Below are 15,144 nucleotides of genomic sequence, written 5' to 3' on the forward strand. Positions count from 1 at the left end.
CAATCCGCATGGCGGGATCGCCGCCGGTCGTCATCCACGTCGCGGAGAGCTCCTGACCGCCGTCCGCGCGGCGGAGCCCTCCTGACCGTCCTCCGCGCGGCGGGTTCGCCGGCGGCCCCGGCTCACGGGGTGGGATCGCTTCTCACCGTCACCCGGTCGTCGGCGAACCGCACCGTCAGCTCCTTGCCGGGGACGACCTCCCGCGCGAGCCGTACGACGTCGCCCGACGAGTGCTGCACGATCGCGTAGCCGCGCTCCAGGGTGGCGGCGGGTGACAGGGTGATCAGGCGGGCACGCAGGTGCTGCAGGGAGTCCTGGGCGCGGTCGAGGGAGCCGGTGAGGGAACGCCTCGCCCGGTCCCTGAGCTGCTCGGCCTGCTCGGCCCTGCGTTCGATCTCGCGCACCGGGTCGGCGAGGGAGGGCCGGGAGCGGACCGCGGCCAGCCAGGCCGTCTCACGCTCCAGCCACCCACCGGCCACCCTGCGCCCCCGGTCGCGGAGCTGGCGGATCAGCGCGAGCTGTTCCCCGACATCCGGCACGACCTTCTTCGCCGCGTCCGTGGGGGTGGACGCCCGCACGTCGGCGACGAGGTCGAGCAGCGGATTGTCCTGCTCGTGGCCGATCGCGCTGACCACCGGTGTACGGCACGCGGCCACAGCCCTGACCAGCGCCTCGTCGGAGAAGGGCAGCAGGTCCTCCATCGACCCGCCGCCCCGCGCGATCACGATGACGTCGATGTCGCCGTCCGCGTCGAACTTGCGCAGCGCCTCGATGACCTCACCGGCCGCGTACGGTCCCTGCACGGCCACCGGCTCGACCTGGAACCGCACCGCCGGCCAGCGGCGCCGCGCGTTCTCCAGCACGTCGCGCTCGGCGGCCGAGTCACGGCCGCAGATCAGCCCGATCGTGCCGGGAAGGAACGGTGGTCGCCGCTTTCTGTCGACCCCGAAGAGTCCCTCGGAGGCGAGCACCTGGCGCAGCCGCTCCAGCCGCGCCAGCAACTCCCCGACGCCGACCGGGCGCATCTCCAGAGCGGTGAACGCGAAGGAGCCCTTGTTGACCCAGAAATCCGGCTTCAGATGCATGACGACCCGGGCGCCGTCCACCGGCCGGGGAACGGTCGCCTCGTACACGCCACGAGGGCAGGTGACCCGGGCGGACACATTGGCCACCGGGTCACGCAACGTCAGGAACACCGTGCCGCCTCGGGCGGTCAGCTCGGTGATCTGGCCCTCGGCCCAGATGGTGCCGAGCTTGCCGATCCAGCCGCCGACCATCTGCAACACCGTGCGGACCGGGAGGGGCTGCTCAGGGGTGGTCTTCGAACTCATGGCCGGGAGCCTACGCGCCGGATGCGGCTATTCTGCGGCTTCCAGCTTGGCGAGGCGGTTCTCGTACATCCGCACGACGGCGTCGCGGGCGGAGGTGGCCCGCTCGTAGGCGAGGAGCTCCTGGATCTGGACGGCGGTCTTGCCGCGCATCCGGGCGCGCAGGGAGGCGACCGTCAGCTCCGCGTAGCCGGGCATCGGCTCGGCCGGGACGGTGACCGCCTCGGTGAGCGGCTGATCCACGGCCGGCTTCGCGGCCTCGGTCTCCGTGACCTCGGCCGCCTTGTCGTCCGCGGCCTTCGTCTTCGTGGCCTTGGCCCTTGAGGCCCTCGGCTTCGCCTTCCCCGCCGCGGGTGCGGCGACCTCGGTCCCGGCCTCCGGCGCGGTTGCCTCGGCGCCGCCCGCCTCCGGGGTGGTGGACGCGGGAACCGCGGCTTCGGCGACCTCGGCCTCGGCGGGCTTGGGCGTCTCGGTTTCGACGGCCTTGGGCGCGGAGACCTCCGGCTCAGCCGGCTTGGTCGCGGCGGAATCAGGCGCGGAGACCTCGGCTTCGGCGACCTTGGCCTCGGCGGGAGCCTCGGCTTCGACCGGCTCGGGCTTGGCAGGCTTGGCGGGCTTGGCCTCGGAAACGGGAGCCGCGGCTTCGACCGTTTCGGCCTTGGGGGCGGGAGCCTCGGCGGTCTCGGTCACGGCGGGCTTGGCGGGCTTGGCCGGGGTGAAGATGACCGGCTCGGGCGCCTTCGCGCCGTTGCTCCCGGCACCGGGGGCCTGGGGGGCGGCCTTCTCCGGGCGGGGGGCGAAGATGACCGGCTCGCGGCGGGCCGGCTTCTCCCCGCCCCTCTCCTCAAGATCGACCGACGGGGCGGTGGCCTTGTCGCGGGACTTGTCGAGGTCCTCGTCCTGGCCGGCGAGACCCTTGATCCTGGTCCGCACGCGGTCGCCGAGCAGAAGGGCCTGGCCGACACCGCTCAGCGCCGTCTGCAGCATGTGGAGCGGCAGGTCCTTCGCCTTCTCAGCGAATCTGGTCATGTTGCGGATCATGTCGGGGACTGACATGTCGTCTCCCTGGGAGGTCTGTATGGGAAAGCTGATCTGGCAGGACTGTGCCGTATGAGCTCAAGGGACGGGGTGGGCAGCCTCGGTGGGCGTTCCACGTAGCATAAGAACATGACTTCAAAGACCCCCGCGACCCGACGCGTACTTGTGGCGAAGCCCCGTGGTTACTGCGCGGGGGTCGATCGTGCGGTCCAAGCTGTGGAGAAAGCCCTTGAACAGTACGGGGCTCCGATATATGTCCGTAAGCAGATCGTTCACAACACTCACGTGGTCAAGTCGCTGGAGGAGCGCGGAGCGGTCTTCGTTGAGGAGACCGAGGAGGCGCCCGAGGGAGCCATTGTGGTCTTCTCCGCCCACGGGGTGTCCCCGGCAGTCCACGAGGAGGCCGCCCGTCGACGTCTGAAGACGATCGACGCCACCTGCCCGCTGGTGACCAAGGTTCATAACGAGGCCAAGCGCTTCGCCTCTCAAGACTACGACATCCTGCTCATCGGTCACGAAGGCCACGAGGAGGTCGAAGGTACCGCAGGTGAGGCGCCCGATCACATTCAGCTCGTCGACGGCCTCAACTCGGTCGGCGCCATTCAGGTGAAGGACCCCCGGCGGCTGGTCTGGTTGTCGCAGACCACGTTGTCGGTGGACGAGACGATCGAGACGGTCGCCCGGCTCAGGGAGCGTTTCCCCGACCTGATCGACCCGCCGAGCGACGACATCTGCTACGCCACCCAGAACCGCCAGGTCGCGGTGAAGGAGATCGCGGCCCTGGCCCAGCTGGTCATCGTCGTCGGCTCCGAGAACTCCTCCAACTCCAAGCGGCTGGTCGAGGTCGCGCTCGACCACGGCGCCGACGCCTCCTACCTGGTCGACGACGCCTCGTTCATCAAGGACGAATGGCTCGACGGCGTCACCACGGTCGGCGTGACGAGCGGCGCCTCGGTTCCCGAGGACCTTGTCGCCGACGTCCTGGGCCACCTGGCCCTGCACGGTTTCAACGATGTCGAAGAGGTCGAGTCCATCGAGGAGAGCGTCCGTTTCGCGCTCCCGCACGAGCTCCGCAAGGACCTGCGCGCCGTCAACGTCTGATCCGCTCTCCGTACGGCGGCCACCCGTCGCCGCCGTACGGCGGGCGCCGCCCGTACCCGGTCTCTACTGGCCTTCGCGCGGCGTGCCGTACACCTTGGGCTCGAAGTAGCCCTCCGGCTCGGGGGCGAACCCGGTTCCGTCGCCGCTCCTCGGGCGGGGAACCTTGGGGCCGGCGACCCGGAGCTCGTCGCGCAGCTCGCGGACGCACCGGGTGAGGCCCCGGCGCCAGGCGATGACCAGGACCAGGAGCGAGCCTCCGAACAGCCACGGGGCACCGCCGGACAGCGCGCTGAACACGCCCAGCCCGAAGGACTGGATCGGTGAAGGCGTGGTCAGGGCCCGGACCATCTCGGTGATCAGGGTGGCCACGAAGAAGGTCAGGGGTGGGGAGACCACCAGCGAGAGCAGATCCCGCCGGTTCACCAGCGACACCGCGACCACGCAGCCCACCACGAACGCGGGTCCGACCACCGGCCACCCGGACAGCACCTGCACGACGCTGCCGACCAGCGTGAACACCAATACGAAGGCCACCGCGCCCCGGGCCGTCAGCCGGACGCCGGAACTCCGGCCCCGCTCACTCATGAGATCACCCCGTCAGGTGGCCGCCCGTAGCCTCGCTCGTCCATCAGTCGCCCCCTCGGCCCCCTCATCGTCAACCCTCTCCGCCTCCAGTGTCCGGCCGTCAGCGTTTTCAGGGAACAGCTCTAGGGCAGGTCGTTGGCCAACTTACCGTTCAGCCGGGAGATGAGAGGCGAGCTTGACTCCTCTTCTCCCAGCAGTTCAGGAGAGGTCAGCGGACGCGGCAGATCCTCGATCGTCTGCGGTTTGTCCAGATCCGCCTCGACGAGTCCCAGGTCGTTCAGCTTTCGCGCGCTCACCAGCACCCGGGTCTCCAGGGAACCGACGGTCCTGTTGTAGGACTCCACCGTCCGGCTCAGCGACCGGCCCAGCGACTCCATGTTCCGTCCCATGGTGCTCAGCCGTTCGTAGAGTTCCTTGCCGACCTGGAAGACGGCCAGCGCGTTCTCGCTGAGCGCGGCCTGCTGCCAGGCGTACTGCGCGGTGCGGAGCATGGTGATCAGCGTGGTGGGCGTGGCGATGTGGATCCGCCGCCGCATGGCGTACTCCAGCAGGGCGGGGTCGCGCTCCAGCGCCGGGGCGAGGAAGGCCTCGCCGGGGATGAACAGCACGACGAACTCCGGCGCCGAGCTGAACGCCTGCCAGTAGGACTTGGCGGCGAGCCGGTCCACGTGCTCGCGCACGTGCCGGGCGTGGGAGTCGAGCCGGGCCGACTGGTGGTCGGGGTCGGTGGACTCCGCGGCCTCCAGGTAGGCGGCCAGGGAGACCTTGGAGTCGATCACGATGGACTTGCCGCCGGCCAGCCGTACGATCATGTCGGGCCGGAGCACGCCGTCGGCGGTGGTGACGCTCGCCTGCTCGTCGAAGTCGCAGAACCGCTGCATCCCGGCGATCTCGGCCACCCTGCGAAGCTGGAGCTCTCCCCATCGGCCCCGGGCCTCCGGCCGTTGCAGGGCCCGCACCAGCGAGGTCGTCTGGATGCGGAGCTGGTCGTTGCTCTCACGGACGACGTCGATGTGCTTGGCCAGTTCCGCGTGGGCGGCCCGCTGTCCGGTCTGCGTGTCGCGCAGCTGTGTCTCGACGCGGGACAGGGTGTCCTTCAGCGGCGCGATCAGGTGCTCGACGGCCTGCTTGCGCTGCTCGAGCTCGCCGGCGGCCTCGGCGTGGTTGGCGGCCAGGCGGGTCTCGGCCAACTCCAGGAAGCGCAGGTTGTTGACGTCGAGCGCCCGGCTCGACAGGGCCTGGAACCGGTCGGCGAGCTGTCCCTCGACATAGGCGACCTTCTCCTCGGCGATCTTCGCGCGGGCCTCGGCGTCCGCCAGGCGGACGGTGATGTCCGTGGCTCCGGAGGAGGCACGCGCCCGGCCCAGCAGGAAACCGATCGCGAGTCCTGCGGCGAGTCCCACGGCGAGCTGGAAAACGAGTGCCATGACGTCCACCCCGGAATGATGGCAGGCCCGATGGCTCCTGGCTCGCCGACACGCTTTCGGGGCCAGCCCGCGCATTCCGCTTGTGCGAACACATTTCGTCACTCAGAGTATTCATGCGAACACGGAGGTGGCTTGGTGGGCGAACACGGCTCACGCGGGAAAGCGGTGTCGGCGCTGGTCATCACGATCGTCGCCGCCGTGGTCGCGCTCGCCGCGGCGAGCGCGTTCATCGGGGGAGAGGGCGGCCCCGGCCCCATCGCGGCGGAGACGGCGGGCGCGGCGTCGACCGTGATGGCCTGGCGGAAGGGGGCCTGCGTGAGCCGGGAGGGGGCAAGATTCGACCTGGTCTCCTGCGCGGAGGCCGACGGGCGGGTGATCTCGGTGGTGGGCGTCTCGGCGTCGGACTGCCCCGCCGACACCGACGAGCTCGTCAGGATCGGGACGGCTCCCCCCGCCGGGATCGGGACCGCTGTGACGCCCACCGGGAACGAGACCGTTGCGACGCCCCCGCACGCCTCGCCCCCCTCCGCCGAGGCGGCCCCCCGCGCGCCGGTCTCGTCGGCTCCCGCCGCGAGGGGCACGGCCACCGGCGTGCCACCGGCCGGCAAGGGGAGGAGCCGTACGGCGTGCGTCCGGAATCTGGGCCCTCCGCACTCCGGTGCCCCCGGCGCGGGCGGCGGGGTGTTGCGGGCGGGCGACTGCGTGGCGCTGCGCGGCGGGGAGCGGCCGTGCGCCGGGGGCGGCTGGTACGGGAAGGCGGTGGCCGTGGTGGGCCGGACCGCGGACTGCCCGGAGCGCACCCTCGACGCGCTCGCCGTCGGCGCCCGGACCGTCGCCTGTCTGGGCGGGGGCGGCCGGGTTCTCGCCGCGGGAGACTGCGTGGCGAAGCCGGACGGCCGCCTGGTGAGCCGCGAGAGGCTCGGCGGGATCTCCTGCGGATCGGCCTCGGCCTGGGCGAAGGTGACCGCCAGAGCCCGGTCCGGGGACGGCTGTCCCGACGGCTCCGACCGCTACCTGCGGGCGCGTGAGCCCAATGTCTACCGGCCTGTGATCTGCCTGCGGCAGGTAGCACGGGGTGATTCCACGTAAACTCATCTCACGTGAGCCTGAGCATCGGCATCGTCGGATTGCCCAACGTCGGTAAGTCAACGCTTTTCAACGCGCTGACGAAGACCGCCAACGCCCTGGCGGCGAACTACCCGTTCGCCACCATCGAGCCCAACGTGGGCATCGTCGGTGTTCCCGACCCGCGTCTGGAGAAACTGGCCGAGATCTTCGGCTCCGCGAAGATCCTGCCGGCGAAGGTCGAGTTCGTCGACATCGCCGGGCTGGTCCGTGGCGCCTCGGAAGGACAGGGGCGGGGCAACCAGTTCCTCGCCAACATCCGCGAGACCGACGCCATCTGCCAGGTCATCCGGGTCTTCACCGATCCCGACGTGACCCACGTGGACGGCGACGTCGCCCCCGAGCGCGACATCGAGACGATCAACACCGAGCTGATCCTCGCCGACCTGCAGACGCTGGAGAAGGCGATTCCCCGACTCCAGAAGGAGTCCAGGACCAACAAGGACCGCAAGGCGACGCTCGACGCGGCGGAGGCGGCGGTCAAGCTCCTCGACGGCGGTACGACGCTGTACGCGGGGGCCAAGGGCGCCGGGATCGACCCGAAGGACCTGCGCGAGCTGCACCTGCTGACCGCCAAGCCGTTCCTCTACGTGTTCAACCTCGACGCCGACGAGCTGGTGGAGGAGGAGTTGCGGGCTCAGCTTTCCGCGCTCGTCGCGCCCGCCGACGCCGTCTTCCTGGACGCCAAGATCGAGTCCGAGCTCGTCGAGCTTCCCGACGACGAGGCGCTCGAACTCCTGCAGTCCGTCGGCCAGGAGGAGTCGGGGCTGGCCCAGCTGGCCCGGATCGGGTTCGAGACCCTCGGGCTGCAGACCTACCTGACCGCCGGTCCCAAGGAGACGAGGGCCTGGACGATCCGCAAGGGCGCCACGGCCCCCGAGGCGGCAGGGGTGATCCACACCGACTTCCAGCGCGGTTTCATCAAGGCTGAGATCGTCTCCTTCGACGAGCTGGTGGAGGTCGGGTCCATCGCCGCGGCCCGTCAGGTGGGCAAGGCCCGCATCGAGGGCAAGGAATACGTGATGCGCGACGGCGACGTCGTGGAGTTCCGCTTCAACGTGTAGAAGACCCCGCGGAAAGGGCCCTGACCGGCGTCGGGGCCCTTCACCTTGCCACCTCGGTCCGCACGGGGGCCACCTGATCCTGAAACGCCGCGCCTGGATGTGCCGCGTCTGAATGTTCCGCGGAGGCGTGCGTGCGCGCGTTGTCGCGCCCGATCGATTCGGTCCGGAACCGCGCGAGTATGCGGGCCATGACCGGCTGGCCGAGGAGGATGCCGAGGAGGACCAGTGCCAGGCCGCCGATCTGCTGCGCGGTGAGTGCCTCTCCGGCGATCATCGTGCCGAGCAGGACGCCGGTGACCGGGTTCAGCAACCCGATGAGTCCTACCGTTCCGGCGCTCAGATGACCCAGTCCCGCGAACCACGCGGCGAAGGCGAGAGCTGTAGCGATGACGACGACGTAGCCGAAACCGAAGATCGCGGGTCCGTTCAGGACGGGTGGCCGACCCTCCACCGCGACGGCGAAGGGGAGGAGAACGACGCCTCCGGCGATGAGCTGCCATGAGGTCGACGACAGGACATCGATTTCGGTGCTCCATCGTTTGGCGAGGACAAAACCGAGTGATGACATCACCATGGCCGCGATGGAGGCGAGCACGCCGAGTCCGTCGACGGTCGTCGCTCCGCTGAACAGCATGAGATACACGCCCGCGATCCCGACGCCGGCTCCGGCAAGGTGCGGAATCCGCGGACGCTCGGAGAGCAGGACCCAGGCGAGCAGCAGCATCATGACGGGCGAGGTCGCCATGATCGTCGAGGCGACGCTCGTCGGAAGCAGCTGGGCCGCCAGGTACACCAAGGCGAAGAACGCCCCCATATTGAGGGTTCCGAGGACCAGTGATTTCCACCACCACGACCCGTGGGGACGCTCCCTGCGTACGGCGAGGAGCAGGAGACCCGCGGGCAGCGCTCTGATCGCCGCACCGTACAGCGGGTAGTCGGCGGGGAGGAACCGGTGGGTGACGAAGTAGTTCGTCCCCCAGGCGATGGGCGCGATCGCGGTGACCAGGCCCCAGCGAAGATTAACTTCCATGGAAGTTAATATAGCTTCCATGGAAGCTATGCTGTTGTCATGAGCGAATCCCTCGATCACGTCGCCCGCATCCAGAGGGAATGGGCTCGCGAACGCCCAGACGTGGATGTGAGCCCGCAGGGGGTGATCGGGCGGCTCCATCGCCTCGCCGGCCACCTGACCGAACAGCTCACCGTCGTGTACCGGCGACACGGCCTGGGGGAGGGGGAGTTCGACGTCCTGGCCGCCCTCCGGCGAGCGGGGGAGCCGTTCGAGCGTGCTCCCGGAGAGCTCGCGGCGTTCACCATGGTGACGACGGGCGCGATGACCAAGCGCATTGACCGGCTCGAACGCGATGGACTGGTTACACGTCGCCTCAACACGACCGACGGGCGCGGACGCGTGGTGGCGCTCACCGCTGCCGGCCGGAAACTGATCGACCAGGCGTTCACCGAGCACATGCGTAACGAGCGCCGCCTCCTCGATGAGCTGACACCGGAAGAGGTCAGGCAGTTCGAGTCGCTCCTCATCGTCTGGTTGGGGCGTTTCGAGGCGCCGCTCCAGCCAGAGGCTTGAGCCGCACGACCGGCCTGCAAGCGGATCTGTTCTCCGGCTGAACCCACCGCTGACCGGCGCACCCGCGCCGCCGACGTTCTCGGTGGGGACGCAACCGGGTGGGCGACGGCGCTCATGGGCGTCTGCCGTCGCGTATCGAAGTCGCGTATCAAAAACGCGCTCACCCGGTACTCGGCCGGTGGTCCGGATGTCTCGTCGGGCTCCCCTGCGGCGTCGAGATCGCCGACCGAGAGAACGCCGTCGTCACCCTGGCGCACCAGTCGGGGAGTCGCCGTCGGCTCCTGTCCGTGCCCGTTTTCTACGACTCGGACACGAAGAGGTCCGTGGTCTCCGGGCACCCTGCCCGCGCCGGGGCACTTTTTCATGGACGGGTTTCCGCAGGTGGCGTCGAGGCGCGCGGATGCCGGGGCGAGCCGCGCGCGGTCCCCGATCACGACCTCGCCCGGCGCACCGCGTGCGCGGTGTTCTCCCTGCTCGGGGCAGGGGTATACATGATCACGCCGTTCCGGCGCATGATCCACGCCGTTCAAGAGGAGAGCCGGTCGGCGGATTGATCGACATCCCAGATCAGGCGGACACGCCCGGATGCTGCCAAGCTTGGTAACGATCACTTTGAGTAGTCACATGGATCCCACAGTGACGTAGGGTGCCCCGCGGCAGGTGGGGCGCCCCCGCTCAAAGGAGAGAACCGCACATGAACCGCACCATGATCGTCGCCGGGCTGATCGCCTTCGGCGCCGTCCTGGCCGCTGCCTCGGCCCACGCGGCAGTGCGCCCATCCGACCCGTTCCCCGGAGGCTTCGGCTTCGGTGGCGGCGGCTTCGGCGGCAACAGCTTCATCAACGACAGCAACCTCAGCGCAGGCAGCGGGTTCGGCCACGGCGTCGCCTCGAACGAGGGCCTTCTCGGCGTCAACCTTCTCAACAACGTGGGCCTCGGTCTCCTCAGCAGCGCGAACGGCTTCTAAGGGCGGTTGAAGGCGGGCAGGGCGGCGATGGGCGACGCGGTGAACGCCCGCGTCGCCCCGATCCACGTCTCGCCCGAAGGACACGGCGACGCCCCACCTCCACGAACGGGTAGGGGCGTCGGCCGTACCGCCGCTTCCGGGCGAGGGTGAGATCCGAGCGTCCCGGCCGCCCCCTCGACGAAAGGACCGTGCCTTATTGCTGGATACAGCCTTGACATTCCCATTTGAGGGGGATCGCCCGGTCATCGGCCGCGTGCCCTCAGGCCACCCCCGGGCGCCGGGAGCTGGAGTCGCCCCACCGGCCTCATTCCGCCAAGTTGTGACGCTATGTGATGGCCTTCGCGTTAAATGTGCAGGTCGCGACATTGCGGGTGCTGTTTGGATAGCAATGGGTGGCGTTTCGGTAACCGGTCCCGGCGCTGGCCAGGGGTAACGCCCGATTGGGCCACGTGTCGGTGTGATAGCAGGTCCGGATGGATTCCAGACTCAGTTTGCTCAGTCACGACGATCCCTGCAGCATAGGCGTGGCTTTCCTGGAAGAATCAGCGGGGCGGCTAGAGTAAGTGCTTCACCATGGCTAACGGGATCGGCGGTAATACGACACCGCGTCGGCCGGGGGATTGGCGCGAGCGGAGGCGTGATGGCTCGAAGGTCGACGGTCCAGCGTGATCCTCGGATCGCTGGCGACCCTGAGCTTTCGGCATACCCGGGTGCGCCCCACGACCCCGATTTCGACGGCGCTCCGGCGCGTGGGAGAGGTGCGTCGCCCCGGGGCCGATGGTCGGGCGGAGGCGGACGCTGGCTGGTGTGGACCGGCCGCGCAGTGCTTTGGGCCCTAATAGTGGTTATTGTCGTAAATGGGGTCCGTGCACCTTTTGAGCGATTTACTCAGCAGGGCACGCCCACCGGATCGGTGGCCGCTTCCACGAGCGGATTCCCCGTCACCCAGGGCACCTCTTTCGCGAGCCAGTTCGCCGCCGTCTATCTGAATTTCGAGGCCGTCCGCTCGCAGGAGAGGGAGGCGAGACTCGCCCCATTCCTGCCCGAGGGCGCGGAGCCCCAGTTCGGCTGGGACGGATTCGGCCATATGGCCGCGGGAGCTCTGCAACCGTACGGTATCGAGGTCACCGACGGGCAGAACGCCGTCGTCACCCTGACCTACCAGTCGGGAAGCCGCCGCCAGCTTTTGTCCGTGCCCGTCTTCTACGACACGGACACGAAGAAGTTCGTGGTCTCCGGGCGTCCGGGCATCCTGCCCGCGCCGAAGCCGGCGGACCTGCCTCCCCAGGGCGGGCCCGACCGTGACGAGGCCGCGGAGCTTGAGCTTCGCACCCCCCTCGCCGACTTCTTCAAGGCCTACGCGGCGAGCGACACCGCCTCCCTGCAGCGTTATGCCGACGCCGGGGTCACCCTGGAGGGGTTCGGGGGGGCCTTCACCTTCGTGGAACTCAAGGATCTCGTCGTGCCGCTTCCCGGTGGCGCCACCCGGGAGGTGACCGCCACGGTCGTGTGGGGCGTTCCCGCGGGCGCGGCCCCGTCCGCCGATCCGACCTCGGACCCCGGAGACATGGGGGGGAAGCTGGAGCAGGCCTACCTGCTCACTGTGGTCAAGCAGGGCGACAAGTGGTTCGTCAAGGGCATCCGCGGCGCCGAACGGTCCGTGGGGTGACCATGATCGAACGATGCCGGTCCACAGTGAACACACCCCCCCTGATCGATGAGCCGCCAGTGGGGAAGCCGTGCGCGCGTGTGTCACGTTCCCATCACCGTCCGGCGGGCACGATCATGAGTACGGAGGACGACAAGTGATTCTGAAAACCATGCTGCTGGGCGTGCTCGAACTCGCTCAGCCAACCGCTCCTCCGGCAGGCGTGAACACCGAGGGCCTCGCCGACTTCCTCCGCAGCTTCTTCGCCCCGCTCTTCCTGGTCATCGTCTCGGTGGTGGCCCTCTTCTTCCTCTTCACCCGTGAGATCACCAGGTTCGTGCAGTTCATCATTCTGGCGATCGCCATCGGAGTGATCTTCTACGTGCCCAACATCATTGAGGTGACGGCCAAGGCGATCGCGAGCGCGCTGGGCATCCGAGGGGATTGAGACCGCCTCCAAGCGGTCAAACAAGGAGAGGCGGAAAAGGAGGAGCGCGTGGACCTGCCCACGTATACCAATATCTGGCGGATCGAGAAGCGGCTCTACAAGCTGTACGACCTACGGCTGCCGATGCCGCTTCCGATTGTCTGGATCGGTGGGTTCGTGGGTGTGCTGGCGCCGTGGTCGCTGCTGCTCTACCTGGTCGGCCTGCCCTTCGCCGCGCCCTGGCACGTGGTGTATCTGGTGCCGCCGGGCATCGTCACCTGGCTCTCCACCAGGCCGGTCATCGAGAGCAAGCGGCTCACCGAACTGCTCCAGTCGCAGATGCGTTACGTGGGCGAACCGCGCACCTGGTGCCGGATGGCCCCCGCCCACGAGCCCTCCGAGATCACGTTGACCGGCCGGGTGTGGCAGGCCGCGCCGCAGCAGGCGGCCTCGGTTCGGGCCAAGGTCTCTCGCAAGGCCCGTCACGCCCAGTCCAAGTGGGCCGCCGTCGCCTCCGCCCGCCAGGTTCGTCCCGCCGTGGCAGCCGCCGCGGCGGCTGCCACGGCCGCTCCGGTCACCGGCGAACGCATCGCCTGGGGTACGGTGGCCCGTCCCCGGAAGGGCACCGCCCCGGCTCTCGGCCAGGCCGTCGCCCCCGAGAGGTCCCCGCTGGTCGTGCCGGTCGGCTCCGCCCTCTCCGCGTCCCCCCTCACCCCCGCGTCCCCTCCACCTGTGACGGTGGTTCCGCCTTCCGCGTCCGTTCCCGGGGCGCCCGCAGGGAGGGGTTCCCTCACCCCGGCCGTACGGACTCCCGTCGCGCGGTTGAAGGCTCCGGCCGATCCGGCTCCCGCCGAACCCCCTTCCACGGGTGGGCAGACTCCCGCCGAACCCGCTTCCACGGGTGGGCAGGCTCCCGCCGCACCGGCCGAACCCCTCTCTCCGGGTGGGGCGGATCCGGCCGCCTCGACGGCCTCGGACGCGCCGGTCGCTCCGATCGGCACCGAGGCGTTGAAGCGGCTGCGCCGGCTCGCGGCCTCCGCCGAAGCCGAGCGTGGCGTTCCGTCCGTGCCCGACCGGCCCTCGCCGCACGCCACGTCTGCCGCGCCCGCTGCACCGGCCGCGTCCGCCGGGCCTTCCGCGCCCGCCGCACCCGCCGCGTCTTCCGCGTTCGCCGAGCCCGCTGCACCCGCTGCACCCGCCGGGCCTTCCGCGCCCGCCGGGCCTTCCGTTCCGGCCGTGCCGGCGGCTCAGCAGGCTCAGGTCCCCGACCCGCGTCCGAGCAGGACCTCGAGCCGCGACCCGGTGGAGACACCGGCCGCGGCCCTGACCCCGGACCCGGCCGAGACACCGGCTCAGACCCAGGTCCCCGCCCCGGCGGAGAGCCAGGATCAGGCCCAGGCCCAACTCCGGGCACCGGGCAAGGCCCAGACCCAACCCCAGTCCCCGACTCAGCCCCAGAGCCAGTCCCAGGCGCGACCCCGGGGCCGGGACGCGACTCCGGCGCGGGCTCCCCGGCGTCCCGATCCCGCCGAGCGGCCCGCGATCGTGCCCGACCCCGTCGAGCGGCCCTCCACCCCGGCCGCCCCCTCCATCGTGCCGAGGTTCGTCGGGCCCATTCCGATCGGACTGCGCGCCTCCGAGCAGGGGAGTGCTCCCGCGGAGACGGACGAGAGCGCGTGGGCTCAGCATCGCAAGGGGCAGCCGGTGGGCAAGCCCGCCGAGCCGCCGAAGACGTGGCCGTCCGAACGGTCCGCGGGGATGCCGGCGAACATGTCGATCCGCGCGGTCCCCTCGGCGTCCGCGGCCAAGGCCGATCCCGTGACGCCCTCGGTGCCGGTGCCCAGGCCCGGCCACGAGGAGACCAGGGTCCGCCGGGTGGAGTCGGTCGTCGGCCGCGACTCCTCCGGCGGGTGGCGGAGGCTCGCCCAGGTCGTCATCGGACCCGGCGGCGGAGGCCGTACGGACGGGTCGGAGGTCGACGAGGCGCGCGCCAGGGCGGTGTTCAGCGGCAGCCGGCGGGTGGTCGTGCTGGGCTGCACCGGCGGTGCGGGGCAGACCACGACCGCGCTCATGCTCGCCCACACCTTCGCCCGGTACCGCGAGGACCGGGTGCTCGCGGTCGACGCCAACATCGGCGCCCACGCCCTGTCCGGCCGGATCCAGGTCGAGTCCCCCGAGACCCTGAGCTCCCTGCTGTCCGGACTGGACAACGTCCACGGCTATCTGGGCATGCGCGCCTACACCAGCCGTTGCGCCTCCGGTCTCGAAGTCCTCGCCGGAGACGCCGACGCCGGTGCCGAGCAGCGGCTCTCCGACCGCTCGCTCTTCTCCGACCGGCGGCTCGGCCAGACCATGGACATGCTGGACCGGCACTACAAGCTGATGGTCGTCGACCCGGCGGCGGCACTGGCCGCGCGGGTGCTCCCCTACGCCGACCAGCTCGTCCTGGTCGTTCCGGCCAGCGAGGACGGGCCGGACGCGGTGGCCATGACCTACGAATGGCTTGACGGACACGGCTGCGCGGACCTCCGGCAACGGGCGATCATGGTCGTCAACGGGGTGAGTCGTCGAAGCATGGGCGACGTGGAACAGGCGGAGGCGGTCGCGCGGGGCAGGTGCCGGGCGATCGTACGGGTGCCCTGGGAGGACGAGCTGGCCCCCGGCAGATCCAACAGGGTGGAGCCGTCCCATCTGCGGACACCGGGCCGCCGGGCGTATCTCGCCCTGGCCGGGGTCGTGGTGGCGGGTTTCGGAGCGGTGCAGGTGGCTCGACCCAGCGAGGAGGAATTGGCTCAGTGATCCCCCGGGCACGAGGAGATGTGGTGGACGGGCGTGACGAGATTCAGGTG

General features: G+C 70.0%; 13 protein-coding genes. 8 read left to right on the forward strand and 5 right to left on the reverse strand.

Features of this window, described 5'->3' with window-relative positions; translation table 11 throughout:
* Positions 1–122: 122 nt before the first annotated feature.
* Both xseA and J2853_RS40375 read right to left on the reverse strand, forming a co-directional pair.
* The gene (gene xseA, locus J2853_RS40370) at positions 123–1,331 is read right to left on the reverse strand and encodes an exodeoxyribonuclease VII large subunit (RefSeq protein ID WP_307566622.1); all 1,209 of its coding nucleotides are present in this window, start codon (positions 1,329–1,331) and stop codon (positions 123–125) included.
* A 27-nt stretch (positions 1,332–1,358) separates the two neighbouring features.
* A complete protein-coding gene (locus tag J2853_RS40375; RefSeq protein WP_307566624.1) occupies positions 1,359–2,357 on the reverse strand; it encodes a hypothetical protein in 999 nt (332 codons plus the stop codon).
* A gap of 138 nt (positions 2,358–2,495) precedes the next feature.
* Here J2853_RS40375 and J2853_RS40380 point away from each other — a divergent pair, with 138 nt between their 5' ends.
* Positions 2,496–3,467, forward strand: coding sequence for a 4-hydroxy-3-methylbut-2-enyl diphosphate reductase (locus tag J2853_RS40380; RefSeq protein WP_307566626.1), 972 nt, complete (start codon positions 2,496–2,498; stop codon positions 3,465–3,467).
* A 63-nt stretch (positions 3,468–3,530) separates the two neighbouring features.
* Here the strand turns inward: J2853_RS40380 and J2853_RS40385 are convergent, their stop codons facing one another.
* Positions 3,531–4,052 carry a DUF6542 domain-containing protein gene (locus J2853_RS40385; protein ID WP_307566628.1) on the reverse strand — a complete coding sequence of 174 codons (522 nt, stop codon included), beginning with the start codon at positions 4,050–4,052 and terminating at the stop codon, positions 3,531–3,533.
* 122 nt (positions 4,053–4,174) lie between these two features.
* Positions 4,175–5,479 carry a DNA recombination protein RmuC gene (locus J2853_RS40390; RefSeq protein ID WP_307566630.1) on the reverse strand — a complete coding sequence of 435 codons (1,305 nt, stop codon included), beginning with the start codon at positions 5,477–5,479 and terminating at the stop codon, positions 4,175–4,177.
* A gap of 135 nt (positions 5,480–5,614) precedes the next feature.
* Between J2853_RS40390 and J2853_RS40395 the strand changes: the two genes are divergently transcribed.
* Entirely contained in the window at positions 5,615–6,568 is a 954-nt protein-coding gene (locus J2853_RS40395) for a hypothetical protein (protein WP_307566631.1), read from the forward strand.
* 11 nt (positions 6,569–6,579) lie between these two features.
* A complete protein-coding gene (gene ychF / locus J2853_RS40400) occupies positions 6,580–7,668 on the forward strand; it encodes a redox-regulated ATPase YchF (RefSeq protein WP_307566633.1) in 1,089 nt (362 codons plus the stop codon).
* Between the two features lie 40 nt (positions 7,669–7,708).
* On the opposite strand, the gene J2853_RS40405 is transcribed toward ychF, so the two are convergent.
* On the reverse strand, positions 7,709–8,698 hold the full coding sequence (locus J2853_RS40405) for an EamA family transporter (RefSeq protein WP_307566635.1): 990 nt from the start codon (positions 8,696–8,698) through the stop codon (positions 7,709–7,711).
* A 39-nt stretch (positions 8,699–8,737) separates the two neighbouring features.
* On the opposite strand from J2853_RS40405, the gene J2853_RS40410 reads away from it, so the two are divergent.
* From J2853_RS40410 to J2853_RS40430, 5 genes are all read left to right on the forward strand, one after another.
* Entirely contained in the window at positions 8,738–9,253 is a 516-nt protein-coding gene (locus J2853_RS40410; protein WP_307566637.1) for a MarR family winged helix-turn-helix transcriptional regulator, read from the forward strand.
* Between the two features lie 694 nt (positions 9,254–9,947).
* The gene (locus J2853_RS40415; protein ID WP_307566638.1) at positions 9,948–10,220 is read left to right on the forward strand and encodes a hypothetical protein; all 273 of its coding nucleotides are present in this window, start codon (positions 9,948–9,950) and stop codon (positions 10,218–10,220) included.
* A gap of 913 nt (positions 10,221–11,133) precedes the next feature.
* Complete coding sequence (locus J2853_RS40420; RefSeq protein ID WP_307566640.1) at positions 11,134–11,889, forward strand: conjugal transfer protein; 756 nt, start codon at positions 11,134–11,136, stop codon at positions 11,887–11,889.
* A 151-nt stretch (positions 11,890–12,040) separates the two neighbouring features.
* A complete protein-coding gene (locus tag J2853_RS40425; RefSeq protein WP_307568979.1) occupies positions 12,041–12,316 on the forward strand; it encodes a hypothetical protein in 276 nt (91 codons plus the stop codon).
* 48 nt (positions 12,317–12,364) lie between these two features.
* The gene (locus J2853_RS40430; protein ID WP_307566642.1) at positions 12,365–15,094 is read left to right on the forward strand and encodes a TcpE family conjugal transfer membrane protein; all 2,730 of its coding nucleotides are present in this window, start codon (positions 12,365–12,367) and stop codon (positions 15,092–15,094) included.
* Positions 15,095–15,144: the final 50 nt, after the last annotated feature.

The organism is Streptosporangium lutulentum, assembly GCF_030811455.1.
GTDB classification, from domain to species: domain Bacteria; phylum Actinomycetota; class Actinomycetes; order Streptosporangiales; family Streptosporangiaceae; genus Streptosporangium; species Streptosporangium lutulentum.

Excerpts from the sequence above, each read along its gene's own strand:
- xseA (WP_307566622.1), bottom strand. The coding sequence starts at position 1,331 with ATGAGTTCGAAGACCACCCCTGAGCAGCCCCTCCCGGTCCGCACGGTG.
- J2853_RS40375 (WP_307566624.1), bottom strand. The coding sequence starts at position 2,357 with ATGACCAGATTCGCTGAGAAGGCGAAGGACCTGCCGCTCCACATGCTG.
- J2853_RS40380 (WP_307566626.1), top strand. The coding sequence starts at position 2,496 with ATGACTTCAAAGACCCCCGCGACCCGACGCGTACTTGTGGCGAAGCCC.
- J2853_RS40385 (WP_307566628.1), bottom strand. The coding sequence starts at position 4,052 with ATGAGTGAGCGGGGCCGGAGTTCCGGCGTCCGGCTGACGGCCCGGGGC.
- J2853_RS40390 (WP_307566630.1), bottom strand. The coding sequence starts at position 5,479 with ATGGCACTCGTTTTCCAGCTCGCCGTGGGACTCGCCGCAGGACTCGCG.
- J2853_RS40405 (WP_307566635.1), bottom strand. The coding sequence starts at position 8,698 with ATGGAAGTTAATCTTCGCTGGGGCCTGGTCACCGCGATCGCGCCCATC.
- J2853_RS40410 (WP_307566637.1), top strand. The coding sequence starts at position 8,738 with ATGAGCGAATCCCTCGATCACGTCGCCCGCATCCAGAGGGAATGGGCT.
- J2853_RS40415 (WP_307566638.1), top strand. The coding sequence starts at position 9,948 with ATGAACCGCACCATGATCGTCGCCGGGCTGATCGCCTTCGGCGCCGTC.
- J2853_RS40425 (WP_307568979.1), top strand. The coding sequence starts at position 12,041 with ATGCTGCTGGGCGTGCTCGAACTCGCTCAGCCAACCGCTCCTCCGGCA.